This window comes from candidate division Zixibacteria bacterium HGW-Zixibacteria-1, assembly GCA_002838945.1.
Taxonomy (GTDB): Bacteria; Zixibacteria; MSB-5A5; order GN15; family PGXB01; genus PGXB01.
Genome location: PGXB01000028.1, coordinates 1 through 25,326 on the forward strand (window position 1 = coordinate 1; position 25,326 = coordinate 25,326).

Here is a 25,326-nt window from a genome sequence, read left to right on the forward strand (position 1 = left end):
CGAAGGCATTCTACCCTTGGTTACGTCAGTCCAGTTGACTTTGAAAAAGAAAATGAATATGCTTATATAACTGTCCACTAAATCGGGGGAACCTCAATTCTGAGTGAATGAGTTAATGCGAATGAACGAAAAACCCGACATCATTCATAACCATCCTTTAAAATTAATATAATATTCTTGATCCTTTATCATTCCTGTAACTCCAAATCTTAATAGAATCATATTAATAAATACTGATTACATTTTAATGAGCAATTGTCGGGTTTCTCATTCGTCTGCCGACTCATTCGGAACCCGACCTACTTAGTCTTTGATCATGGGGATTGAGGAATTCCAATTATAAAGGGCCGGAATCCGGGAGGATTACGGCCCTGTTTACAGACGATATGGTGTAAAAAAGGATTATTTCAAAAGCAGCATCTTTTTGGCCTCGACATTGCTGATGAACGCGCCGACGAATTGGCGACATGGCTGGTGAGATGGCAGCGACAGGGATGCTGAAGATATATTCTTTTGGATTCGGATAAAGAAAACGGGGCAGTGAATAAATTCACTGCCCCTTAAATATCTATTGCTTGCCGACAATGGAAGTATATTTCCGGTCGCTGGTTAATTTGCTCATGACGAAGCTGTTGACATCATCAAGAGTGACGGCGTCGGCCATTTCAATCATATCCAGAATGCATTTGTATCCATATCCCGCATATTCATAAAAGGCCATATAGTTGGCCCGGTTGCTTTTGCGGTCGATATAAAAAATCAGATTATTCTTCATGTTGATTTTGGCGTCGGTCAGTTCCTCGGCTGTGATGCCGTCCTTGATCAGTTTGTCCCACTCACGCTCAAGTGAAGCAAGCGCCAGTTTGACTTTGCTGGTGTCGGTACCGATCGCGGCGCGGAAAAGACTCCCGTATTTATCAGCGGCATACTGGGTGTAAATCGTGTAGGCCAGTTTTTCTTCCTGACGGAGATACCACAGGCGGGATCCGACATTATTGCCCATGATTTCATTCAGCAGAAGAACCGCAATCAGCTCTTTGGGCTCGAGGTGATTCATCACATAACCCATATAGACAAAGGACTGATTTCGATCATAGGAAATAAAGCCGGATTTTTCATTTTGAAGGGTCAATGCCGGGGCCGCAATCGGCTCGGCATCGGATTTGATTCCGCCGAGTCTCTTGCCGATGATGCCTGATATGTTTTCGGCCGGCAGATCGGTGGCAACCGAGAAAATAATATTCTTTCCGCCGACCAGTTTCTGGTACTGCGCCTTGATATCATCAACGGTTAAATTCGCAATCGATTCATCGGTACCAATCGTTGGAAGACCGTAACCCTGGTCACCATAAGCCGTTTTCCAGAACAGTTTGCTTGAGGCGGCCGACTGGTTGTCATCGGCGGCCTTTATGGCACCCTCAACTTCCATTTTCAGTTTTTCCAGTTCATCCTCGGGAAAGGTCGGAGAAATCAGGCAGCGGGAAATGATATCCAGAACCTGATCGAAGTTTTCGGTCAGCGAGGTGAATGAAATGGCGCTATAGTCGCGAAAACAATCCACCGATACCGAGGCGCCGAGAAAATCGAGCTGCTCGGTAATTTCGGATGCGGTCATGGCGGCATTACCCTTCAACAGCATTTTGGTCATCAAATTGGTAATGCCGTTATTGGCTGCCGTTTCGGCAAGAACGCCCCCGCCGATCAGAATTCTCGCGGCTGTCAAAGAAGTTGTTTCATCCCTGTTGACCACAATCGTGATACCATTTGGCATGGTTGCTTTGCCATAGCCATCCGGGCCGACGGTTATCACCGGGTTCTGTCCGCCGCAACCGACTATGAATAATATGACGGTTAATATAAAAATCGGGCTGATAAGTACTGATTTATTCATTTGGGCACCACCATGGTTTTGACATATGAATCGGTGTTAAGGTATTTTTTCGCCGCAGCATTAAGGTCGGCCAGAGTCACCTTTTCGATATTATCAGGATAATTTTCAATATACTGATAACCGATGAAGGAATCATATTGCGCATAACTGTCGGCTTTGTCCAGCCCCCGTTCCATCGATGTATAGTAGCCTGTTTTTATTTTGTTCTTGGCCTTGCGCAATTCCTTATCGGTGAATCCATTCTGCTTGACATCTTTCAGGATACCGACAATGGATTGTTCCACCGTGTCGATATTGGTCGGATCGAGCGTTGACATGGACAAAAGAGTACCTTCGTATTTCGAGGTGTAGAACGAGAAACCGGTGGAATACACCAGGCCGTCTTCATCCTTTAACTTTTTCCAGAGGCGGCTCGATTCGCCATTGCCCAAAATGGTGGCCATCAGGTCGAGTGAATACTGATCGGGGCTGTCGGACTTGGGCCCGATTGACATCATCACCAGGTATGCCTGATTAATATCTTTCGGGATCTCAATTTCGGTGACCTTGTCGTGTTTGGGCGGCAGGGCGTAATTATCCATGACGACATCACCCTTGGGAATGTCACCGAAATATTTGTTGACAAGATTCATGGTTTCCTGAGTGTCGACATCGCCGACAATGACCATGGTCATATTATTAGGTGCGTAGTAGCGCTTGTAATAGGCATATACCGAATCGCGGGGAATGCTGCTGATATTTTCCTTGGTGCCGAGAACATTTTTGGAATAAGGATGATTCCCATAGAGGGTTTTTAAGGAAGCCCGGTATGCCTTGGCGCCGGGGTTATCTTCGGAGATGTTGATTTCTTCCAGCACTGCCTGACGCTCTTTGTTCATGGCATCTTTCGGAAAATTCGAACGAAAGAGCATGTCGGAGTGAATTTTAAGAGCGAAATCGAGATTTTCTTTGGGCAGGGTAATGACGAAATCGGTCCAGTCGGATGAGGTGTAGCCGTTGAAGTAGGCTCCATGCTGTTTCATGGCATCGCCGACTTCCTCGCCCGTCATGTTGTCGGTTCCGCGAAAGAGAATGAGATGTTCCAGCAGATGGGTGGCGCCATCGAAATAATCGGATTCGTTTTTGGCGCCGGCTTTGACGGTAGTTGAGATATTGACCTGCGGAACCTGATGGTTTTCCAGAATCATCACTTTCAGGCCGTTATCCAGCTGGGTAATGTGCCAATCGGCGGCTATGCCGGGACCGGCCAGCAGCAGAAGAGGCAGAATCAAAAATAAGAAAAGACGCATAATTAAACTCCGGGATTTATTTATAGTTGGTTTTCATTTTCATATCGCAATTAATTCTCATTGCTCTTTTTATCGCAAGCATAATTATAGAATCTGCATTTTGGATTACACGAAAATATGGGTAAAATGTTTTTAATAAGATAAAATATAAATCCCGGCCCCGAACAAAGGGGCCGGGATAAAGAGCTTAAAATGACCAGTTAACAAATGGGAAAACCGGGAACTGGCCGCCCTGCTTGATTATATTGACCAGTCCGATCTGGAGTCCTTTCATACTTCCGGCATAATTGACAAAGCCAAGCTGAAAACCGTTGGCGTAATGGGCATAATTGACCAAGCCCCATTGGAAGCCTTCGAAATTTCCCTTCACCACATTGACAGCGGTGTTTTGCCAGCCCATAAAATCGCTATCGGCCAGACCCACCAGGCCGAACTGCACACCCATGAACATCCCCGTGGTGGTATGATTGACCAGCCCCCAATCCAGCCCGGTTACGGCGACATTTCGGCCGTACAGCAGGTTAATTCGAATACCCGAAATTTTGGTGTCTTCCGGAAATATCTGGATAGGCGTAAACAGCGCCAGTTGAACCGGCTTGCTCTGGGCAAAAACCGAAGATGAAATGCAAACCAGGATAATTACTGCGAGCAAGACTGCGAAGTGACCTTTTCTTATCATTTTTTCCTCCTCCTATGAAATAAATCTGAGAATTTGTTAGATATCCTCTAATAAAGTAATATCAATATTTAACTAATTGCAAGGCAAATTTGACTATCCTTTGCAGGCCGGAACTCTCAGCAATTCGTTTCTCCATTGGTGCTTGCGGAGAGAGAAATGATTTTATAAACGGATTAAGCCCAAAGATTTCTTAATTCGCCCATACCTGATATGGCCGCCTCAACAATCGCGACCGGTATTCCGAAGTTCTGATTTATGGCCTCGGCGACTTCCCCGAACCCGTTCAACTCCCGGACATGCATCTCGCTTCCAATCAGATCGACCATGGTGAAATTGCGGATAGTCAGCATGCGGTTGGGGAAAAAGCGGGCCAGCACAATTGTATTTTGGAAAAGGGCGGTGCTGAGGTAGGAATTTTCGATGACCGGAATGAAATTTCCGATTTGTCTCCGTTACAGAACTTGACCACACTCTGGGCTCTTAGTCTAGGGAATAATAATGTCAGTGATTTGTCGCCCCTGGCCAATCTTGAGAATCTCGGGCAACTCTCTCTCGGATATAATCCGGTCAGTGATATCTCGCCGCTGGCGAATTTAAATCATCTTGACTGGCTGCGGCTTAATTCGACCCAGGTGACCAATTATTCCCCAATATATGGGCTTGAATCGCTGCGCGAACTTGATATCGCGAGTAACGGGCTTGCAGATATTACATTTATCACAAATTTTACTCAGGTGAAAGTACTGGTTATGAACAGTAATGGTGCCTTAAATCTTACTCCCCTGGCGTCCCTGACAGGATTGGAGAAATTATATTGTTCATTCAACCAGGTAAGCAACATATCGGCACTCTCCGCTCTGATAAATATCCAGGAATTGGATTTAAGGTTTAATCAAATTTCTGACATTCTGCCACTCGTCAACAATTCCGGTTTGGGTTCGGGAGAAATTGTATACCTACAAAATAACCTGCTGTCAACGCAGTCTATAGATGATTATATCCCGATTCTGGAATCAAGGGGAGTGACGGTGAATCATTAGAATTCCAGATACCATACAGAAATATAAAATCCGCGGTGCAACCGGCACCGCGGATTCTTTTTGTGCTCTCTTTTAGGATAATAAATTTCAGATATCTTCGTTCAGGTCGTCATTGTCGTCGTCATAATCATTGCCGCAATGACCGGGGCCGATTTCGCCCTCATTATAATCTTCGAAATGTCTCTTCCACTGCTGGACCATCTTTTGCTGGCTCTTGTCGAGCATATCCCAGTCGGTCCAGTCGTGCTCGGCCAGGAAGGCGTCGGCCTCATTAATCATTTCATTAATGTCCTCGGAATTAGCCATGTTGGCGATATTCAATTTAGCCGTCAGGAGATGAGCATAAAGTTTCGTTATACCGTTGCTAGGGTGACCGTAAGCATGCTGTGAAAGAATATCCACGGCGATCTGAGCATCGGTAACGGCAATGCTCTTGGCACCGCCGTCATCACCGAGCCATATCGGCAGCAATTTGCTGACTTCATCGGCCTGAGGGCCGAAACCGGCGTGATTCTTCCAATAACCCTTGCCATAGGTGCAGCCATCATAAGCATATACGATGGCATTAACATCGAGATTCTCTTCCCCCGGAAGCATGGTCATACACTCGGTCATGCCGCCCATCGGTGAACTAATCTGGTAGCCGAAAGGAGCGGTAAAGTCGATTTTATAATCACCCGCCATCAGCGAGTCAAACATATAGTGGCCGTTTTCATCGGTGACCATGGTTGCCAGAAGCGAGTCATCACAGTCATACAGGTTTACCGTGACATCCTCCAGACCATCCTCGCCTTCATCAAACATGCCGTTTCCATCGGTATCCATAAAGACCATACCACCGATTGAAACATAGCGGACGACTTTATCGAAGGCAAACATGATTAAAGTGTTGTGGGTCGAGTCTGCATCCGGAAGGCCGCCTACCATAAGCATCTCGGCGTCTCCATAGTTGGCCTCAATATCAGCCGAGAAAATATCAGCATCATCAAGGACATCCATATTCTCGCACATATCGCCTTCATGAACAGTATAGCAGATTTCGAGATATGGCATAAAATCGCCGGCCTCGCTGGAATTGATCATGGTCATAGCGGTATCTTCGCCGCCATATTGAAGATAGAAACCGAAATTTTCGTCAGATCCGTCAAACCACCTTTCGACCACTTCGGTCACATCCAGCGCATACCAGCCCGTGTCCGCAAACTGTATTAATCCGACCGTATCGGGATTATAGGCGCCGCCGAATGAATCCCAATTGACGGATGACTCATCCCAGGCAAATGTAATACTGTGGACCGTAACCGTATGCGCGGCGGTTTCGGTGACATGAATATACATTGTCGCGGAGTCGATTACGGCATCGGCCGGGATGGCTTTGACGGCCGCAGAGACGCTGAACCCGGTTGTACTCGGAGTAACCGGCGATTCGTTGTTGCTGCAGCCGAAAACCATAAACACGACCAGCAGGACAGCCGAAAGGATTCCAAATTGTTTGTAAATCATTTTAAGTTCCCCGTGTTTTATAGATTGTTTCCCAACAAATTATCGAAAGTACTATATTTATACGTAACATTCTAATCGACAGTTTGTTCAGCAGTACTTAAAATAAACTGTGTCAGTAGGTAATATTCAGGTTTTTTAATACCATATGTGAAAACTGCTGCAGATATTCGTTACAAATATTTTAATTCCCGAGCAATGGGCGCGACTCTTGCTTGCTGGAGAATCACTAATGATAAAGGCTATTAATAAATAAAAAGGGGGCTCTGGATTCACAAAAGTCAATTCATGGCATTGCAATCGGTGTGCCCTGATGAAAGATCATCTTCCATGCGCCGCCGACATTTTTCCAAATAGAGCTTCGCAGAGAATGCTTTGCGGGGACTTCATCATGACCGTGGAAAACGGCACGATAAGTGACCAGGGCACTGTCCGGCGCAAGTATTTTCATCCGGAAGTCCGAGATTGTTATCAATGGTGTCGTTTCGGTTGATAACTCCTCAATGATGGATTGTCTATCATGTATCCGGCCGGAACCCCCGATTTCAAAAAAGTCATCCGCAAGCAGCATGGCGACATCGACTGGGGAATGTCTGGTCTCCGGCTGCAGCAAGCGCTCTTCAAGCTGAAGCAGCATCTCATGCAGTGATTCCTCGGTATTCATACTTTCCTCAAAATATTAATATGAACGGCCGGGGACGAATTTCACATTATGATCATTCTCCCCTGATAATAAAATAATTCGGCTGTTCAGCAGAGTCAAGTTATAGTAGAAAGAAATTTTCATTGGCCGAACGATGACGGCCGTATATAAGGCTGAAAGGTCCGATATGGAAGATCTTGAATATTTAATGGAATGTGAGATTTTAGCAATAAGAGGAGCGAAGCATGAAACTGTTAATATGTATGGCATTAATCCTGTGTGTCGTGATACCGGCCAGGGGTGAGATTGTGACCAAAGCGGTGATCTACAAACATGGTGATGTGGAACTGGAGGGATTTCTGGCCTGGGATAATGCAAACAATGCCAAACGTCCCGGCATGCTGGTGGTGCATGAGTGGACCGGACTGAATGATTATGCAAAAATGCGATGCCGGCAACTGGCCGAGATGGGGTATGTCGCGTTCGCAGCGGACATGTACGGCAAGGGTATTCGTCCGCAGACGCGCGATGAAGCCGCAGCACAGGCGAGCATTTATCGAGGTGACCGGCAACTGATGCGCGACCGGGTGACGGCTGGGTTGAATGTACTTATGAACAATGAGCTTTGCGACAACAGTCGGATTGCCGCGATCGGCTATTGTTTTGGCGGTGGAACGGTACTTGAACTGGCCCGATCGGGGGCGGCGATTGCCGGCGTGGTCAGTTTTCATGGCAATCTCGACACTCCCGACCCGTCGGTTGCAAAAAATATAAAGTGTAAAGTGCTGGTCTGTCACGGCGCCGATGATCCTTATGTTCCGATGGAACAGATTACCGCGTTCTTCGACGAAATGCGTGCGGCCGGGGTGGATTACCAGTTTATCGCCTATTCCGGGACCGTGCATGCTTTCACCAACCCGGGTTCCGGTGATGATCCTTTGACAGGTGCGGCATATAACGCCGAAGCCGACCGCCGCTCCTGGGGTCATATGAAAATGTTTTTTGGTGAATTGTTCGAGTAAAATACCCGGAGCAAATAGTGAGATGACAGAAAAGCCCCGGTTTAAGCCCGGGGCTTTTTCATTAAAATCCTTGAGGTCTGTATCTTGATTGTATTAATTGTTATATTGACACAAAAATATCTTTGGAGAAATCAGCGATATGGCTATGACAGGAATAATCTGCACGATTGGCCCTTCCAGCGATAAAGACAATATGCTGGGGGAAATGATAGAAGCCGGGATGAATGTGGCCAGGCTGAATTTTTCTCATGGCAATCATGGCGATCATCAAAAGCGAATCGATGCTCTTGGCCGGTTAAACCGGGAAAGTGCTGGTAATGTCAGGATAATGCAGGACCTGGAAGGCTTTCGAATAAGAATCGGTTCATTCGAGGATAGAGCCGCCGATACCATCGAGCTCAAAGAAAAACAGATTGTCTTCCTGAGCAATCAAATTACAAAGCATGATAGTGACACAATACCGCTGGATTACCAGGGTTCCCTGCAGGTTATTAAAGCGGGTGATTTTATCTATATCGATGACGGGAATATCGCACTCAGAGCGACCAACGTGACGGAGAATTCCGTACAATGTGAGGTAGTCAATCCCGGCATTCTCAAAGAGCACAAAGGAGTCAATATCCCTGATGCCAGATTCCCCTTTAAGGGTCTGGCGGAAAAGGACCGCCATGACCTTGAATTCGGCATAAAAAACAAAGTCGATTTTATTGCACAGTCGTTTGTGAGAAGCAGGCAGGATATCACTGATATCAGGGATTTCATTTCAAAAACCAATTTCAGTTGTCAGCTAATTGCCAAAATCGAGAACAAAGACGGCATCGAGAATCTTGACGAGATACTGGATGTCGCCGACGGTATAATGGTTGCCCGAGGGGACCTGGGGGTGTCTCTCCCTATTTACGAGGTTCCGATCCTGCAAAAAATGATCATCAAAAAGTGCGAACAGCGGGGGAAGACAGTCATTACCGCCACCCAGATGCTGGAAAGCATGACCGAAAACCTGAGGCCGACCCGCGCCGAGGTAAGCGACGTGGCCAATGCCATCCTGGACGGTTCGAATTATGTGATGCTGTCGGGTGAAACGGCTGTCGGCAAGCATCCGGTGGAAACGATCAGCATGATGAAAAAGATCATTGATTTTACCGAGCAATCGCAGGCACCTAATAAAGACATACTCTAAAGCAATCGTATATGACTCGGAAATATGAATCCCCCGGCCTGACCGGGGGATTTTTGTATATTGGCCGTATTACTTTTGCGGATCATCCTTGGAAAAAAAATATCCTGACCAGGCTAATTAAATAATTGCCTCTTCCGGCGGGGCCTTAAAAATTGTCTTTTTACCGGGAAATCTTTGTTATATATTAGACGAATTATGGCAACCACTTGTATATATAGAATGAAAACGATCTGGTTTTTGATTATATCGGTGCTTCTGCTCATTGCCGGTTGCAATAGCGGCGATGATGCGCCCGCTGTCCGCGGGGCCGGGAGGGCGATTTCGGTCGAGGCGATGGTATTGCGCCCGCAACCGATAGAAAATAAGATTTTTACCACCGGAACGCTTCTGGCCAATGAGGAAGTCGAATTGCGGCCGGAAGTATCGGGCCGCGTGATCACTGTCTCTTTTGAAGAGGGCCGGGGAGTCCGGCGCGGCGATATTCTTCTTAAGATAAACGACCGCGAACTGCAGGCGCAGCTGAAACGCAAGCAGCTCGAAGAAACCCTGTCGGTCGATGAGGTGCGGCGCAAAAAGGCATTGTATGATATCAACGGCATCAGCCAGGAAGATTTCGATCGGGCTCAAAACGCTCTTAATATTATCCGGGCGGAGCGAGAAGTGATCGAATCGCAATTGGCCGAAACCGAGATTATGGCGCCCTTCGACGGGGTGGTCGGCCTGCGTTATGTCAGCGAAGGGTCATATGTGACACCGACTACGCTGGTGGCCACAATGCAGGATATCGACCCGATCAAAGTGGAATTTTCGGTGCCTGAAAAATATTCCGGCAAGCTCAAGGCCGGGACGGATGTTATGATTCAGGCCGGGGATATAGAGGAAAAACACCAGGGAAGGATTTATGCCGTCGAAATCAAAGTCGATCCGGCCACGCGGACTCTTAAGGCCCGCGCCACCATTCCGAATCCCGAGGGACGTTTGATTCCGGGTTCGTTCGCCCGGGTCGAGATTACGCTGGAACGGATTCCAGAGGCGATTGTCATTCCGACCGGGGCCATTCTGCCCCAGCTTGAAGGCGATAAAGTTTTTATCTGCGAAAATGGTCTGGCTCGTTCGGTTCCGGTTACGACCGGCATCAGGACCGAAAGGTCGGTCCAAATCAGCCGGGGTTTGAATCCTGGCGATACTCTTATCCTGACCGGCCTAATGCAGGTTACCGACGGCAAACCGGTTCAGATTTCCGATTTCTCCACTGAGTAACGGAACCGATCTATGATAATATCTTCGATTTGTATCAATCGTCCGGTTCTGGCGACGGTCATGTCGATTCTGATCGTCCTTTTCGGCGTTATCGGTTTTCTCTTCCTTGGAGTCCGTGAATATCCCAGTGTCGATCCCCCGGTGGTTTCTGTTTCCACCAGCTACACGGGAGCCAATGCCGATGTTATCGAATCGCAGATTACGGAACCGCTGGAAGAATCCATAAACGGGATTTCCGGAATCAGGTCGCTGACTTCGACAAGCCGTGACGGCCGCAGCTCGATCAGGGTGGAGTTTGAACTGGGTGTGAACATGGAAGCGGCTGCCAATGATGTTCGGGACCGCGTTTCCCGGGCCCAGCGCAATCTTCCCACCGATGTCGATCCTCCGATCATATCCAAAGCCGATGCCGATGCGACAGTGATATTATCTATGGCGATTCAAAGCGATCGACGGACGCTTCTGGAGTTGTCCTCCATCGCCAATGATATTTTCAAAGAGCGTTTGCAAACCATTCCCGGTATCAGTGAAATCGGTATTTGGGGTGAAAAGAAATATTCCATGAAACTGCTGATCGACCCGGGTCGGCTGGCCGCCCATGGACTCACGCCGCTGGATGTCAGAAGCGCTCTCAACCAGGAGAATGTCGAATTACCCTCCGGTTTGATCGAGGGTTACAATACCGAACTGTCGATCCGAACTTTCGGACGGATGTCCACGCCGGAAGAGTTTAATAATCTGATTATCAAAGAGACGCAGGGTTCGGTTGTGAGACTGCGCGATATCGGCGAAGCGGTTCTCGCGCCGGAAAACGAGCGGACGCTTTTGCGAGGCGACGGCGGGATACCGATGGTGGCGGTGGCGGTGACACCGCAGCCCGGTTCAAATCATATTGCCATCGCCGATGAGGTTTATCGCCGGGTGGAGCAGATCAAGCGGGAACTGCCTGAGGACATCAGTGTCAAAATAACCCAGGACGTTACTGCCAACATTCGCAAGGCTATTACGGAAGTTGAAGAGACGATCCTAATTGCCTTTTTGCTGGTTCTTCTGGTTATTTTTGCCTTTTTGCGACATTGGCGAACGACTATTATCCCGCTGGTGGCGATTCCAATTTCGCTGATCGGCGCCTTTTTCATAATGTACGCCGCCGGTTTCACCATCAATATTCTGACTTTGCTTGGTATCGTCTTATCGACCGGGATCGTGGTTGATGACGCTATCGTCGTGCTGGAGAATATTTACAGCAAAATTGAGCGGGGGATACCGCCTCGCGAGGCCGGTCACCAGGGCTCACGAGAGATTTATTTCGCCATCATATCGACGACGATCACCCTGGCGTCGGTGTTCCTGCCGATCATCTTTCTCCAGGGATTAACCGGCCGCCTGTTTCGGGAGTTCGGTATTGTCGTGGCGGGGGCGGTACTAATCTCAGCTTTCGTTTCCCTGACGCTGACTCCGATGATGAGCGCCCGGATTTTGCACAAAGGCCACCACGAGACTAAATTTTTCCAGCTCAGCGAGCAGTTATTCAAACGTCTGGTTTCCGGTTATCACCGTTGGCTGAGCCGATTCATTGCCCGTCGCTGGCTGGCACCGGTAATCATGGTTGTCTCGGTGCTGATCATTTTCGGAGTCGGCGCCCTGATTCCATCGGAGCTGGCCCCGATGGAGGATAAGAGCCGCCTGTCGATCAATATAACGGCCCCGGAAGGGACCGCTTATGATGCCATGCGTGGTTATGTCGGGAACCTGATTAAAATCGTCGATACAATTCCGGAAAAAGAGGCGATTCTTTCTTTGACTGCTCCCGGATTCGGTTCCAGCGGTGCGGCCAATTCCGGTTTTATAAGAATCAATCTGGTCCCGCCGGATCAGAGGGAAAGAAGTCAGCAGGAAATAGCCAATGCTCTTTCGGCCAGGCTGCGGGCCGAATCTTTTGCCCGCGCCTTCGTGACCCAGGAGCAGACTATCGGCGGCGGCCGCCGCTCGGGTCTGCCGGTGGAGTATGTTATCCAGGCCCCCACCATGGATAAGCTGAAGGAGGTCCTGCCGGCCTTCATGGCCCGGGCGCAGGCCGATTCGGTTTTCGAGATTGTCGATCTGAATTTAAAATTCAACAAACCGGAGTTGACCATTGAGATCGATCGCGACCGGGCGCGGGCACTGGGGATCACTATCCGTGATATCGCGGAAACTCTGCAGTTGTATTTCAGCGGTCAGCGTTATGGATTCTTTATCTTTAACGGCAAGCAGTATTCGGTTATTGCGCAGGCCAACCGTGTCAATCGCGATGAGCCGCTCGATCTCAGTTCGATATATGTCCGGAATAATCAGGATAAGTTGATTCAGCTTGATAATGTCGTGACCATGTCCTACCGGACCAATCCGCCGCAGTTGTACCGCTTTAACCGTTATGTCTCGGGGACCGTGAGTGCCTCGCCGGCTCCCGGTTTCACGCTCGGCTCGGCGATCGACGAGATGGATAAAATCTCCGGCGAGGTACTGGATGAATCATTCTCGACGACTCTATCCGGGACGGCCAAGGAATTCGCCGAAAGTTCGAACACGCTTCTGTTTGCTTTTATCCTGGCCCTGATCCTGGTATATCTGATTCTCTCGGCACAGTTCGAGAGTTTCCGGGATCCGTTGATTATCATGTTCACCGTTCCGCTGGCCCTGGCCGGAGCGATATTGTCACTCTGGTTCTTCGGCCAGACTTTCAATATTTTCAGCCAGATCGGGATTATCGCCCTGGTCGGAATCGTCACCAAGAATGGTATCCTGATTGTTGAATTCGCCAACCAGCGCCGAAACCAGGGGCTGGGAATGGTCGAAGCGGTAATCGATGCTGCCGTACAGCGTTTCCGTCCGATTCTGATGACCAGTCTGGCGACCGCTTTTGGTGTGCTGCCGATTGCACTGGCCATCGGGGCGGCTTCCAAAAGCAGGGTGTCGATGGGTATTGTCATTATCGGTGGATTATTATTTTCGCTCGGCCTGACGCTTTTCGTGATACCGGCGCTGTACACTTATCTATCCTCGAAACGAAGAGAGATTATCGAATCAATACATTCTCAGACAGTTGATAAACAGGCGTAATTGAGCCCTGCACTATAAGAGCGGAATATCGGCCGATTCACTGCTCATTAAACCAGATCTCGTTGGGGCCGCCGCCAAAGGCGGAGATAAATACATCAAGATCACCGTCATTATCAAAATCGCCCAGGGGGCAGCTCGTATTCTGCCATTCACCGGGCAGTCTGATGCCCGAGTCGAATAGACCGCCTCTGCCGTCATTAAGCCATACCGCACTGGGGAGACCGAAGTTGTTGACGAACACATCCGGGTGGCTGTCGCCGTTAAGATCCCCTACCGCCATCCTGGCATAGCGCGTCAGCGGAAGTTTTGCATCCGACTCATCAAAGCGCCCGGTTCCGTCATTGTACCATAATGTCGAATAGCGATGTTCCGACTCATCCAGGAAGGCAATTATGACATCAAGGTCACCATCTTCGTCGATATCGCCAAAGCCGACACCACCGCGATTCAGGCCGCTATCGACCCTTGACCAATACTCGGTGAAATGTCCGGAGCCATCATTAAGAAGCGTTTTGAAGCCGACGCCGGGTTCCCGAAGAAAAATATCTACATCGCCGTCGCCGTCAAGGTCAACCCAATTAGAGCCGGTAATAAATGTCTGGTCGGATCGGGTAAACTGCCCGTGGCCATCATTGAGGTAAATCCCATTATCCTCCTGATAATAAACGACCAACGCGTCCAGGTCACCATCGTTGTCAATATCGAGGAGTTCAACATCATTGCCGCTTAATAACGAATCTCCAAGGTCCTGCGCGGAAACCGTAAAGCCGGCCCTGCCGTCGTTGAAGTAAACTTTGCTGGGACGATGCGATTCGACATTGTTCGCACCAAATCCGGCGCAGGTAATGAAAATATCCAGATCACCATCAGCATCGAGATCCCCGAGATCGACGCCGTGTCCCTGCTGGGTCAGAAGTTGCTCTGTTGGAGTGAATCGCCCCAGACCGTCATTGAGATATATGCGGGAGTCGTTGAGGCGCATGTTCGAGAAAACTGCGTCGAGATCACCATCGCCGTCAAGATCTCCCAAGGCGATGTCATTGGTAGAAGCATGCTCGAAAACCTGTTCACTTTTTCGCAAAACAGGGATGGGCGTGACTGCTTCAACCCGATCCGGCCCGAGCATTGCCTGCCTGATGTCTTCAATCAGGGCCGTACTAAACCAGTTATAGTCAACACCCTGTTGATAGAACACGAATTTATCGTCGGCCGTAATAAAGGGGTGCCAGGTATGCCCCTGGTTAATAGTTCTGCCAAGTGGCACCGCTTCCGTCCATCCACCATTATTTTTGAAAGAGACATAGAGCTGGAGATTTCGCTGGAACATGTAGGGGCGATCGGATGCGAAAATGATATAGCTTTCATCCGAAGGCACCGCCGGATGCAGCTCATGGTACTCGCCGTTGATGGCCGGTCCCAGGTTACGGGGTGTGGTATAGGCGCCATTAACAAATTCTGATAGATAGATATCCCCGGTACCGAAGGTGTCTTCATATCCCTCACCAATGTAGTACAGGTTACCGGAGGGCGCTATGGCCGGTCCGTACTCGTTTTGATCGGTGTTGACCGGCGGTCCCAATGGGGCGTGCGTGCTCCAGCCATCGCCGGATCGCTCAACATACCAAATATTCGATTTCTCCTCTCGATCCCTGTCTTCGGATAACGGTCGATGGGTATGATAATAGATGCGCTTGCCGTCGGCGGAAAAACAGGGATTGCCATCGGCGTATTCCAGGGCGGGATCGGTGAAGGGTGCGATTGTCGGCTGCTGCCAAGCTCCATTTATTTGCCTGGTGTACCACATTGCCTGAATCGGCATCGCCTGATGGCACCAGATCATTTCGTTGCCGTCGGGAGAAAAGGTCAATTGCCCATGCGGGGCGAACGGCGTTCTCAGCTCGTCCCCGACAAACTTGGTCGGGATTTTTCCGGGGATCGGCCTGCCAAGATAGTCATCTTTGAACCATGGCTGCGCCACTTCACCGGCCGCGGCCCCGTGCGCTTTAAGCAAGTTGACTACCTCATCATGCCCCCAGAGTGAAGCATAAAACAGTGGCGTTCGTCCAAGACTGTCTTCGGCGTTGACATAGAGACCCCTGTCAAGCAGCATCTGAACCTGCTCCGTGAATCCGCGAGCCGCCGAGTAATGAAGCATGCTCATACCCAGGGCGTCTTTTTCCGCGAAATCAATTGTTTTTTCGAGAAGCATGAGACCGAATTCCCGATCTCTCAGGGAAGTTGCAAAGTAGGGCAGTGAAATACCCATCTCGGTCCTGATATTGGCCTCGGCCCCATTATCCAGAAGAAATCTTGTCAGGTCGGCATCAGCATTCCATACCGCCTGATAGAGAGGACTGCGCCCGTCGCCCGCTATAATATTTATATTGGCTCCCTTTTCGACTAACAGCCGGACAATGTCGCCATGATTACCGGCACCGGCACTCAGGAGAGGTGTATATCCGCCCGCATTGACCATGTCAACCGAGGCTCCCTTATCAAGCAGGAGGCGAGCCATCTCCGGGTGACCGTAAAAGGCGGCTCCGTGAATGGGTGTACTGCCGCTCACCGAAGTTGCATTGATATTCGCTCCCTGCGATAGGAGATACTCGACGCTTTCCAGGTGGCCGTTGTAAACGGCCTTGTGCAAAGGACTGTATCCACCATTATCAGTCGCACTCACCAACTGCGGGTTTGCCCGCACCAGTTCCATAATGGCATCGAGATTTCCCTGTTCGGCAGCGGTGAAAATGTCGATATCTGAGGCCTGAGCCCCCAAAGCCAGTACAAGAAGACAAACAAGCCTGATGCAGCTCTTGAAATAAACCATGCCTAACTCCTTTATCACGCTTTATGATAGATTCAAAATGATCTACCATAATGTGACGGGAATTGATTAGGATTGTTGCCTTTTTTTGGTTAAGGGCCGGCGTTGGCCGCAAGGATAAATCTTGTTTTATGTTTCTCCGATGAAGGCGGTGTGGAGGACAGCCATGCCGCACTTTTCATAAAGCCGAATGGCCGCCAGATTGGCGGTCGCCGTATAGAAAGTAAAGTACTTAATCCCCTGCCGCCGGAAATAGGCTTTTGATTCCGCGAGAAGCTGAGTGGCAATGCCGCGGCGACGGTATTCTTCTGCAACCATAAGAGCGGAAATGGCGCCGACTTTCTTGATTTTATAGAAACGCGGCTGCTCACGCACGGCGACCGAGGCATAACCGGCAATCCTATCATCAACAAGTGCAATTATAGTGGCGCTGGTGTCAGAGGTCATGGACTCCAGAAAGCGGCCCGAGATATCGGCATCGGTCAGGTTATCGGTATCGAAAAATTCTTTGTGATGCTCCTCGTATTCAAGAAAGAAGTCCCGGCAAAGTTTAAGGACGGCTGCCAGGTCGTCTTCGGGCTGCAATTCACGTATTGTAATCATTTTGTCTCCATCGGCACCTGTGTCAAAGTCCCGTTATTTTCGACTTTAACAGTAGATATAATTGACTGCAACAAAATAATTTCTGCTGACCACGAAATCAATTAAAATGACAACAAAGTGACGGGTGAAAAAACACTAAAAGACTTTCAGGTCCGCGAATTTCATGTTGTTCTGCGGGGTAAAAGAAAGTATTATTTTTTGACTTTAATTTTGACTATATCTAATATTAGATAAAATCAATTATCTAATTTTAATAATAAGACGAATATCGACCGTATATTTATCAAAACAGAGGAGGATAAACCATGTCAAAGAAGAAAAAGCAATTGACGACCTCGGCCGGCATCCCGGTCGGTGACAACCAGAATGCCTTGACGGCCGGGCCGCGCGGTCCGCTGCTGGTCCAGGATTGGCAGTTGTTCGAGAAACATGCTCACTTTAATCGTGAGCGTATTCCCGAGCGAGTGGTGCACGCCAAAGGTTCGGGCGCCTACGGCACCCTGACCGTCACTCATGATATCACCAAATACACCAAGGCCAAACTTTTCTCCGCCGTGGGTAAAAAGACCGATTGTCTTCTGCGGTTTTCCACCGTTGCCGGAGAGCGTGGTGCCGCCGATGCTGAACGTGATGTCCGGGGCTTCGCGATGAAGTTCTATACGGACGAAGGCAACTGGGATCTGGTCGGCAATAACACGCCGGTCTTTTTTGTCCGCGACCCCTATAAGTTTCCCGATTTTATCCATACCCAGAAACGGGACCCGAAAACCAACCTAAGAAGCAACACGGCACAGTGGGATTTCTGGTCGCTTTCGCCGGAAAGCCTGCATCAAGTCACCATCCTCTTTTCCGATCGAGGGCTGCCGCGCAGCTATCGCCATATTAACGGTTACGGCAGTCACACTTACAGCTTTATTAACAAGAAGAATGAAAGATTCTGGGTCAAGTTCCATTTCAAAACGGCCCAGGGAATTCAGTGTATGACCGGAGAAGAGTCGGCGGCTATCATAGCCAAAGATAGGGAGAGTCATCAGAGTGACCTCTTTGAAACCATCGAGAAGGGAGATTTTCCCAGGTGGAACTTAAAGATTCAAGTGATGACGGAGGAGCAGGCCGAGAAAACTATTTATAACCCATTCGATCTTACCAAGGTCTGGCCCCACGGGGAATTCCCGCTCATTGATGTCGGTGTCCTGGAATTGAATCGCAACCCGGAGAATTACTTTGCTGAAATAGAACAGTCGGCGTTTTCGCCCGCCAATATGGTGCCCGGTATCAGTCAGAGTCCGGATAAAATGCTCCAATTCCGCATCTTTTCATATGCCGACGCCCATCGCTATCGTTTGGGTGTGAATTATGAGAGTCTGCCGGTCAATCGTCCGCGCCACGCAGTCAACACTTATCATCGCGACGGGGTGCTGCGATTTGACGGCAACTATGGCGGAGATGTCAATTATGAACCGAACAGCTTTGGCGGGCCCGCTGAGGATGCCCGCTTCAAAGAGCCGCCGCTAAAGATCAGCGGTGATGCCGATCGGTACAATCACCGCGAAGGCAACGATGATTACACCCAGGCCGGCAACCTCTATCGGTTGATGCCTAAGGATGAACGTCAGCGCTTGCACAAGGCCATCGCCGGCGCCATGTCGGGTGTACCAAAAGAAATAATCGAAAGGCAGCTCGGGCATTTCGCGAAAGCCGACAAGGCCTACGCCGAAGGCGTGAAAAAGGCGCTCGGGTGGTGATAACCAAAGAAGGAGTTGTCCGATATTGCCCGATTGACTTTTATCGGGATTTGTCGCTGTCAGGAGCTTCCGGCCATTCTTTATCCGGTCTGGCCGGAGGCGGCTGATCGGGACCGAGATTGGCCGGATTAATATCGGCATAGATAAAGTTCTCGGGCGGAACCGGGCTGCCGGCCAGCCTTCAAAGCAAGGCCAGTTGACCGGCGTGCGTCATCGCATCAGAAAAAGGACCTTGCAGGAGTATTTCGGCCGTGATGTCCCGGAATTCGGTCCCTGCCTCAATATGCCGCGCCAGGTCCGATAGTGTTTCATGAAAATGACTGACAGCTTCATGGAAATCGGGCAGATCCGGCGCCCGGTTTGATCTATCCTGGTGTTACCGAAATCTTTTTCTTTGGAGAATTCAATTCCCGGCTCAATTGGAGTAAAGTTAATTCTTAAGACGGGCAAGCCAATTGCAACGATAGCTGCCGGGTGCGTACGGCACCAGAACTACGCGGACTTGGTGGACTCTTCAACCAGTTTTATCTCGTCCTCGGTCAGATCGTAAAGGTCATAGACGAGGCGGTCAATTTGGCGGTCAAGGGATATGCATTTGTTCTCGTAGTAGGTCTTATCTTTATCGGTTTGCGCCTTGGCCAACTGCTTCTTTGCCTCCAACATCGCCTCTACCTTCGAGACCATTTCGTCGTGGCGGGTTTTCTCGTCCTTGACCCTGAGGTTCAACTCTCGAATAGGAACTTGTTCGAGATAGATTTTTTGTTGTAACAGCCGTCCAGCTTTGTCAGCATCACCCAAGACGGAGCAGGTGTTCTTGAGAAAGAACCAAATCACTTTTGAGTTGAGCAGGCCGAGCAGATACTTGTCGTCAACAGGGCAAATAAAACACGTTTTGTTGAGGAACAAAAAATCAGTGTCAAAAGCAAATCGGGCTTCTTTGGCTATTTCGGGCCATACTATTTTGGGTCGTTCGAAGTCATCATAATAAGTGCACGCCCTAAGTTCCCACCAATATTCGCCTTGGTCGCAGCGCTTACTGGCATCCTTGGCATATGGCTCAAGATGATTTGCTATTGCCGGGAACTCTTTGCTGATCCAACTCCAAGCCGACACCTTCGGTGGTCTATTCTTATTTGTCCACCCACGCGGAAAGAAAATAAGCCAGCGTTGGCTATCTCGTATTGCGTAATTTCTAACATCATCGCCGATACCATATCTTTTCAAGACCATGGCGCTGTTTGCATCTTCTGCGATGAGCTTTTCACATGTAGCGTCGTCTATCAAGAAGGCCTTATCAAATCCAGTCAAAATTCCGCGGTAAATTTTCCCAAGGACATAATTCCCAAGCGGTAAGCTTCTGGCTTTGAGTTTGCTCAGAACAACAAGATTTTTGGGGAGTGTAAGTGTCCAACTCTCTACCGCGAGAGCCGATTCGTCCAGCTGTTCCCCACTGTTAATGATCTCGTCTGTGAGTGTGGTAAAATTGAGGCGTTTGATTGCGGCATGAATGTAGTTTTGCTTCTTGGCAGGTGTATTGCGCGTTATCAGAATCGCCGGGAATGTGGCGGCATTTTCAAATACAGGGAGTTCCCCGAAGTCGATGATTTGATGGAGTGTCGTCCTGCTTGCCAAAAAGCTGCGGAGCGGTTTTCCATAATTTGTCCGCATAAATTTGTTGGAAACTATGTAACCAAATAGTCCCTTTAGTTTAAGAATTTTGTGTGCCTTTTCAATAAAGTAAGTGTAAAGATCGGCTGTGCTAGCGTAAGTCTCAAAGTGATTTTGTACATAATTTTTGAACATCGCGCCAAGGGATTCTTGGCGAACATAAGGCGGATTCCCAACGACAGCATCAAAGCCGCCGCGCTTCATCACAACAGGGAATGCGTCCTCGAAGTTCATCGGGTTGAGTTTGCGTTCCTCTTCCTGGGGGAAAAGCTGTCCATCCAGGATATCCGTTCCGATTAGGGAATTGCCGCAGACGATATTCTTATTGAGTGGCGGCAATAAAGTCTCGTGAAACTCCAACTGGTGCGATTGAGCGCTGGCCTCAGTCTCTTCCTGCAGAAGTTTCAGGTAAAGGGAGAGCTGGCAGACTTCAACGGCCTGGGCGTCGATATCCACGCCGTAGATATTATTCAGCAGGATTTCCCGCTTCTTGCGCAACGAAAGGTAGAGTTTGCCGTCGCGCTTGATGCAATCGCCCTTGCGTGCTTTTTTGGGGTTTTCGTTGTAATAGTGGCCATGATACTTAAGCAGCAGGTCGAAGACACCCAGCAGGAACGATCCACTGCCGCAGGCGATGTCGGCAAAACGCATCTCCGCGATTTCTTTGGGTGTCTTACCGGCAATAAGTTTGCCAACAGTGTTATCGACGATATAGCGGACGATATATTCTGGCGTGTAATAGACGCCGCCGGCTTTGCGAACTTCCGGTTTCTCCTGGACAGTAGCTCGCTTGTTGGTGGCTACAATGACCTTGCCAAGAAAGCGTTCATAAATTGATCCGAGAATGTGGATCGGAATTGCGTTGAAATCATAGGGCGAATTGGTGTAGGCCAGACCTTCGCAAATATCGGCAAAGGCCGTGTCATCCACCCGAAACTTTGGGCTGTCGAGGAGGTCATGGCGTTTGTAGACGATGCCATTATAAATGCTGTCGAGGCGGCGACTGGTTGCGACAAAATCACCCCATACGGTACCCTTTTCGCCGAAGGATTCAACGAGTCGTTTCGGTTCGATCCCTTTGTCTTCGAGAAAGCGAAGGAAGACGAGGCGGTCGAGGGTGCGTTGGGCCAGTTCAGTCAGTGTTTCGCTGTTTAGCTCCGGGTTTCTGTTCTTAAAGGTGCGGGCCAGGGACGTGCGATACCCGTCCAGTTCACCAAGAAACGATTCATCGATGCTTTGGTAACCACCGGGAAACAGACCGCGTTGTATGGCCTTGCCACGCGGTTTGGGAAGTTCTTTGGCGCGTTTATCTATCGACCCGTCATCAACAGCCTCGCGCGAAAATAGCCAGTAGATTTCCGCAAGCTTCTCACTATTCGTATAATCGGTATAATGGAACTTCTTGATTGCCCGATCCAAGGTGGTTCCCAGGTCGGGGCGAAAACGGCAATCGATGATGTGGAGCTGCTCAAAATCGGTGAGGACGGCAAGGGGGATGTTGCTATTCCAGCCGTAACGGATCAACTGAAAATAATTTTCAACAGTCGCAAGTTCTCCGGCCGGTTTCTTTGCTTCAACCAAGAAACGCACATCGTGATAGTTTGGTTTTAGATAGAAGGCGTAATCTGCACGGCGCTGAATGCCTCCTACCGTGACACCCCGCTCCACTTTGACTTCCTGCTCATAAGGATTGGTCTGCTGTTCGTGGTTCACATCCCAGCCGAAGGCAATCCAAAACTTGTCAATGAAGTCTTTGCGGGCTTCGGCTTCCAGGTACGTGGCAGATTTGTAATGAGACTCATGGCTCTGAAAGTCTCCAACGAGGACTCCAATCTTTTCCAGAGCAATATCAATTTGAGACATAGGCCGGGTTCCCGCCATTAATAGTTCCATCAGAGCAGGAGCTTGTCGAAGATGCTGAGCGCAACGATGTGCGCCCCTGCCTGTTGCAAATTGAATCTATGGAATTATTGATAAAATGGCAATAAAAAAGCGTGCCCTGCAGCGAGCCCGTTCGCTCGATTTCAAAGTTTCGCGGCCCTATCTTTTTGGTTTCCGCCGAATTTTTTAATCATTCCAGGTGGCGCCGGTCGAGAATGTGCTGGTCCAGCAGTGCCACCAGTTGATCCCGCGAGTAATTGTGCCGGGGATTGTCGTTTTCATCAAGCAACTTGGCCAGCAATTCATTGAGCACCCGGTCGCCCTCCCATTTGGTGCCGACCAGGTACCGAGTCTTCGGCCGCTCCGAAAACAGCGCCTCATATACAGCGATTGCGACAATCTCCGGCGAAGATGGTTTCCGTACTGTTTCTGATTCCTCTTCATCAGACTCCTGAGAGGGTTCCTGTTCAAAGCCGGCCAGGACCAGCTCCGCTTCTTCGGTGAAGGGAGCCGTAGCGCGTTTAAAACGTGCGATCGTAGCGGGCATCGAATTGGCACCGATATTGGAGATAATCCCCCCCGGCTGAACAATGCTTGCCTGCACTCCGTACTGATTCAGTTCGAAGTTCAGAGTAGTAGTATACGCTTCCAGTGCATGTTTGGTCATGGTGTACGGGCCGTAATACTTGTAGGTAATCACGCCGCCCTGAGAGCCGATATTGACGATCCTTCCTTTTGACTCAAGCAGCAGCGGAAGAAAGGCATTGGTCATGCGATATGGGCCAAAGACATTGACATTAAAAATATTTAATACCTCCTCATCGGTCCAGGAGGGAATCATCCCGAGTTCCCCCAGGCCGGCATTATTCACCAGGCCGTACAACCCCGTACCGCGGCCGGAAATGAAAGTGAAGGCCTGCCGGATTTGCTCCGCGTTTCTGACATCGAGCTCGATCGGAACGACATTCTCAATCTTTCCCAGCGCCGCCAGGTCGTCCTCTTTGCGGGCGGTACCATAAACAAGGTGCCCTTGCGCGGCCAGATATTTGACCAGGTGGTTGCCGATACCGGTGCTGGCACCGGTTACCAAAACCGGGTGATTCAAATCTGTCATTATGGTGCTTCCTTTATTCGGTTTTCGCAGGGAGTCCCAGGACTCCCGCCGATTCAATATTCACGATTGTCGTAATCTCTTTTCAAACATCCGGAATATAAAACAGGACCACTATTTCGGCAAAAGTAATTAATAAATAATATAGGATTTTGGGTACAAATAAAGCTGGGACGATTAGACGTTTTTCGTAACTTTTAGTATTTTAAAAAGGCGAACATTCATTTTAAGACAGGGAGTGTACTGAATTTCAATGTGGATCGAACACCCCGGCCAGGCAATCTCTGACAGCGCTCTGAAGCTCTCTCAGACTGAAGGCGAGATGTCCTACATGCTGTCGCCTGCCGCCGGGATGATTTGATATTTCATCAGGTCATACTGCTGGTCCCATTGATCGGGCTGAACGAAGTAATCGCCGGTGAAGACAACGACCATCTGCAGCTCTTCTATTACATAAATACTGTTGCCGCCATTGCCATACGCGTAGTACACTCTAATATTACCGACCGGCGTCGCCCATACATATACCCACCAGTTATAGCCATAGTTGCCCCGGAATAGGGTCGTTGAGCGCGTCACCCAGTCCTCGGAGACGATCCGGTTGCCCTGCCACATACCGCCATCGAGATACATCTGACCGACCTTGGCCATATCGATCGCCCTTAGTCTCAGCAGTCCCGAAATCATGGAACTGTTGACCGGGTTCCATCCGTACCAATTGTAATAGGCCATGCCAAGGGGCTTGAACAGCCGGTCCGCCGCAAACTGCGGCAATGTTGTTTGCGCCTGCCGCTCCACCACATGACCCGCCAGACGATCACACAGACTTTTGTAATCAAGGGCCTTGCCCGGAGAGAATACAACCGGTAAATCGAGGTAGAATTTGATCCAATCTCTCGGCCCGATGTTATTCATCCAGAGATTGTAATTCGCTCCCTCCAGCTCAAAACCGGATGTCATCGTCAAAAGATGTTTAAGACAAATTGCTTCTTTCCATGCCGACCAATTATCAAAGGCATCATATTCCGGGAAAAAAGAATAGAGTGGTTCATCAACGCCGGCAATTAATCCATTGTCGATCGCAATTCCCATCAGGCACGAGGTTATTGATTTCTCCGCCGAGTAAATATTCAAGGAGGTGTTCCGGGTGCCGCCGTTGAAATAATTCTCAAATACCAGTTGTCCGTTTCTGACAATCAAAAGGCTCTTAATCCCGGGATATATGCCTGCCTCGATATCACTCGCTATCGATCGAATCGCCGCCGGGTCGATATCTTCCGCGACAAGACTGCTCGTCTCCCATCCGTCGATGTTTTTACCGGTGACCTGTATCACGAACTCATGGGAGACACGGCCGCCCTGATTGCTCACATCGACGCTGACTTTCGAATCAAAATAGCTGTCTGAAGTCGGCACCCAGGAGATCAAGCCGCTCACTTGGTCAATCGTCATACCCTCGGGGGCCTGAGCCAGGCTGAAGATCGGTGGTGGGTTGCCGGTCGCAATTACCGTGTAGGTATATTCCCGGCCAACGGAGGCATCCAAAGGCGCCGCGGAAATCACCGTTGGACTGACAGGCCCGCTATCCACCGATTTGCTGCACCCACCCTGCAGCGTTGCAAAGATAGTCATGATTAAGAATACTATTACGGCCCGACTTGCCAACCTGGTCACGGCAGGAACCTCATCTATAGTTAGATAAAATGCTCTCTAATTAATATACGAGATTATCTTGCGAAAGTTATTAGATCCAGACACTAATCAATTTTCCGGGCCGTCAACTGAAGTAATAACATGGATTGCGGACTTCTACGGAGCCGATATAAATCGTGGTAAAGTAATGTGGACGATTAGACGATTTTCGTAATCTATTGGACATCCGCGGGCT

At 49.3% G+C, this 25,326-nt stretch carries 17 protein-coding genes; 6 read left to right on the forward strand and 11 right to left on the reverse strand.

Annotation, left to right across the window (positions count from 1 at the left end; all coding sequences use genetic code 11):
• Positions 1-568: 568 nt before the first annotated feature.
• The 3 genes from CVT49_10850 to CVT49_10860 all read right to left on the reverse strand — a co-directional run bounded on the left by CVT49_10850 (position 569) and on the right by CVT49_10860 (position 3,859).
• Positions 569-1,891: a hypothetical protein gene (locus CVT49_10850; protein PKK82954.1), complete on the reverse strand. Its 1,323-nt coding sequence runs from the start codon at positions 1,889-1,891 to the stop codon at positions 569-571.
• On the reverse strand, positions 1,888-3,180 hold the full coding sequence (locus CVT49_10855; GenBank protein ID PKK82955.1) for a hypothetical protein: 1,293 nt from the start codon (positions 3,178-3,180) through the stop codon (positions 1,888-1,890). Before CVT49_10855 ends, CVT49_10850 begins: the two co-directional genes overlap by 4 nt.
• 187 nt (positions 3,181-3,367) lie before the next feature.
• Complete coding sequence (locus tag CVT49_10860; GenBank protein ID PKK82956.1) at positions 3,368-3,859, reverse strand: hypothetical protein; 492 nt, start codon at positions 3,857-3,859, stop codon at positions 3,368-3,370.
• A 296-nt stretch (positions 3,860-4,155) separates the two neighbouring features.
• Between CVT49_10860 and CVT49_10865 the strand changes: the two genes are divergently transcribed.
• Positions 4,156-4,899 (forward strand): hypothetical protein, encoded by a 744-nt coding sequence (locus tag CVT49_10865; protein ID PKK82957.1) that lies wholly within the window; start codon positions 4,156-4,158, stop codon positions 4,897-4,899.
• 87 nt (positions 4,900-4,986) lie between these two features.
• Here the strand turns inward: CVT49_10865 and CVT49_10870 are convergent, their stop codons facing one another.
• Together CVT49_10870 and CVT49_10875 are read right to left on the reverse strand one after the other, a co-directional pair.
• Positions 4,987-6,402, reverse strand: a complete 1,416-nt coding sequence (locus tag CVT49_10870; GenBank protein PKK82958.1) for a hypothetical protein — start codon at positions 6,400-6,402, stop codon at positions 4,987-4,989.
• A 283-nt stretch (positions 6,403-6,685) separates the two neighbouring features.
• Complete coding sequence (locus CVT49_10875; protein PKK82959.1) at positions 6,686-7,063, reverse strand: DUF4440 domain-containing protein; 378 nt, start codon at positions 7,061-7,063, stop codon at positions 6,686-6,688.
• A gap of 224 nt (positions 7,064-7,287) precedes the next feature.
• Between CVT49_10875 and CVT49_10880 the strand changes: the two genes are divergently transcribed.
• The 4 genes from CVT49_10880 (at position 7,288) to CVT49_10895 (ending at position 13,606) form a co-directional block, all read left to right on the forward strand.
• Positions 7,288-8,064 (forward strand): dienelactone hydrolase, encoded by a 777-nt coding sequence (locus tag CVT49_10880; GenBank protein PKK82960.1) that lies wholly within the window; start codon positions 7,288-7,290, stop codon positions 8,062-8,064.
• A gap of 139 nt (positions 8,065-8,203) precedes the next feature.
• Positions 8,204-9,244, forward strand: coding sequence for a pyruvate kinase (gene pyk / locus CVT49_10885; protein ID PKK82961.1), 1,041 nt, complete (start codon positions 8,204-8,206; stop codon positions 9,242-9,244).
• 195 nt (positions 9,245-9,439) lie between these two features.
• Entirely contained in the window at positions 9,440-10,504 is a 1,065-nt protein-coding gene (locus CVT49_10890) for an efflux transporter periplasmic adaptor subunit (GenBank protein PKK82962.1), read from the forward strand.
• Between the two features lie 12 nt (positions 10,505-10,516).
• A complete protein-coding gene (locus CVT49_10895) occupies positions 10,517-13,606 on the forward strand; it encodes an acriflavin resistance protein (protein ID PKK82963.1) in 3,090 nt (1,029 codons plus the stop codon).
• Positions 13,607-13,643: 37 nt separating this feature from the next.
• Here the strand turns inward: CVT49_10895 and CVT49_10900 are convergent, their stop codons facing one another.
• Entirely contained in the window at positions 13,644-16,433 is a 2,790-nt protein-coding gene (locus CVT49_10900) for a hypothetical protein (GenBank protein ID PKK82964.1), read from the reverse strand.
• A 126-nt stretch (positions 16,434-16,559) separates the two neighbouring features.
• Positions 16,560-17,033 carry a hypothetical protein gene (locus tag CVT49_10905; protein PKK82965.1) on the reverse strand — a complete coding sequence of 158 codons (474 nt, stop codon included), beginning with the start codon at positions 17,031-17,033 and terminating at the stop codon, positions 16,560-16,562.
• Positions 17,034-17,338: 305 nt separating this feature from the next.
• Between CVT49_10905 and CVT49_10910 the strand changes: the two genes are divergently transcribed.
• The gene (locus CVT49_10910; protein ID PKK82966.1) at positions 17,339-18,778 is read left to right on the forward strand and encodes a catalase; all 1,440 of its coding nucleotides are present in this window, start codon (positions 17,339-17,341) and stop codon (positions 18,776-18,778) included.
• A 210-nt stretch (positions 18,779-18,988) separates the two neighbouring features.
• On the opposite strand, the gene CVT49_10915 is transcribed toward CVT49_10910, so the two are convergent.
• The 4 genes from CVT49_10915 to CVT49_10930 form a co-directional block, all read right to left on the reverse strand.
• Positions 18,989-19,228, reverse strand: coding sequence for a hypothetical protein (locus CVT49_10915; GenBank protein PKK82967.1), 240 nt, complete (start codon positions 19,226-19,228; stop codon positions 18,989-18,991).
• Between the two features lie 42 nt (positions 19,229-19,270).
• Entirely contained in the window at positions 19,271-22,339 is a 3,069-nt protein-coding gene (locus tag CVT49_10920) for a restriction endonuclease subunit R (protein ID PKK82968.1), read from the reverse strand.
• Positions 22,340-22,517: 178 nt separating this feature from the next.
• Complete coding sequence (locus CVT49_10925; protein ID PKK82969.1) at positions 22,518-23,441, reverse strand: hypothetical protein; 924 nt, start codon at positions 23,439-23,441, stop codon at positions 22,518-22,520.
• A gap of 324 nt (positions 23,442-23,765) precedes the next feature.
• A complete protein-coding gene (locus CVT49_10930; GenBank protein PKK82970.1) occupies positions 23,766-25,070 on the reverse strand; it encodes a hypothetical protein in 1,305 nt (434 codons plus the stop codon).
• Positions 25,071-25,326: the final 256 nt, after the last annotated feature.

Bases quoted from the DNA above. Each gene is read 5' to 3' on its own strand.
- CVT49_10850 (PKK82954.1), bottom strand. From the start codon at position 1,891: ATGAATAAATCAGTACTTATCAGCCCGATTTTTATATTAACCGTCATA.
- CVT49_10855 (PKK82955.1), bottom strand. From the start codon at position 3,180: ATGCGTCTTTTCTTATTTTTGATTCTGCCTCTTCTGCTGCTGGCCGGT.
- CVT49_10860 (PKK82956.1), bottom strand. From the start codon at position 3,859: ATGATAAGAAAAGGTCACTTCGCAGTCTTGCTCGCAGTAATTATCCTG.
- CVT49_10865 (PKK82957.1), top strand. From the start codon at position 4,156: ATGCATCTCGCTTCCAATCAGATCGACCATGGTGAAATTGCGGATAGT.
- CVT49_10870 (PKK82958.1), bottom strand. From the start codon at position 6,402: ATGATTTACAAACAATTTGGAATCCTTTCGGCTGTCCTGCTGGTCGTG.
- CVT49_10875 (PKK82959.1), bottom strand. From the start codon at position 7,063: ATGAATACCGAGGAATCACTGCATGAGATGCTGCTTCAGCTTGAAGAG.
- CVT49_10880 (PKK82960.1), top strand. From the start codon at position 7,288: ATGAAACTGTTAATATGTATGGCATTAATCCTGTGTGTCGTGATACCG.
- pyk (PKK82961.1), top strand. From the start codon at position 8,204: ATGGCTATGACAGGAATAATCTGCACGATTGGCCCTTCCAGCGATAAA.
- CVT49_10890 (PKK82962.1), top strand. From the start codon at position 9,440: ATGGCAACCACTTGTATATATAGAATGAAAACGATCTGGTTTTTGATT.
- CVT49_10895 (PKK82963.1), top strand. From the start codon at position 10,517: ATGATAATATCTTCGATTTGTATCAATCGTCCGGTTCTGGCGACGGTC.
- CVT49_10900 (PKK82964.1), bottom strand. From the start codon at position 16,433: ATGGTTTATTTCAAGAGCTGCATCAGGCTTGTTTGTCTTCTTGTACTG.
- CVT49_10905 (PKK82965.1), bottom strand. From the start codon at position 17,033: ATGATTACAATACGTGAATTGCAGCCCGAAGACGACCTGGCAGCCGTC.
- CVT49_10910 (PKK82966.1), top strand. From the start codon at position 17,339: ATGTCAAAGAAGAAAAAGCAATTGACGACCTCGGCCGGCATCCCGGTC.
- CVT49_10920 (PKK82968.1), bottom strand. From the start codon at position 22,339: ATGGAACTATTAATGGCGGGAACCCGGCCTATGTCTCAAATTGATATT.
- CVT49_10925 (PKK82969.1), bottom strand. From the start codon at position 23,441: ATGACAGATTTGAATCACCCGGTTTTGGTAACCGGTGCCAGCACCGGT.
- CVT49_10930 (PKK82970.1), bottom strand. From the start codon at position 25,070: ATGACTATCTTTGCAACGCTGCAGGGTGGGTGCAGCAAATCGGTGGAT.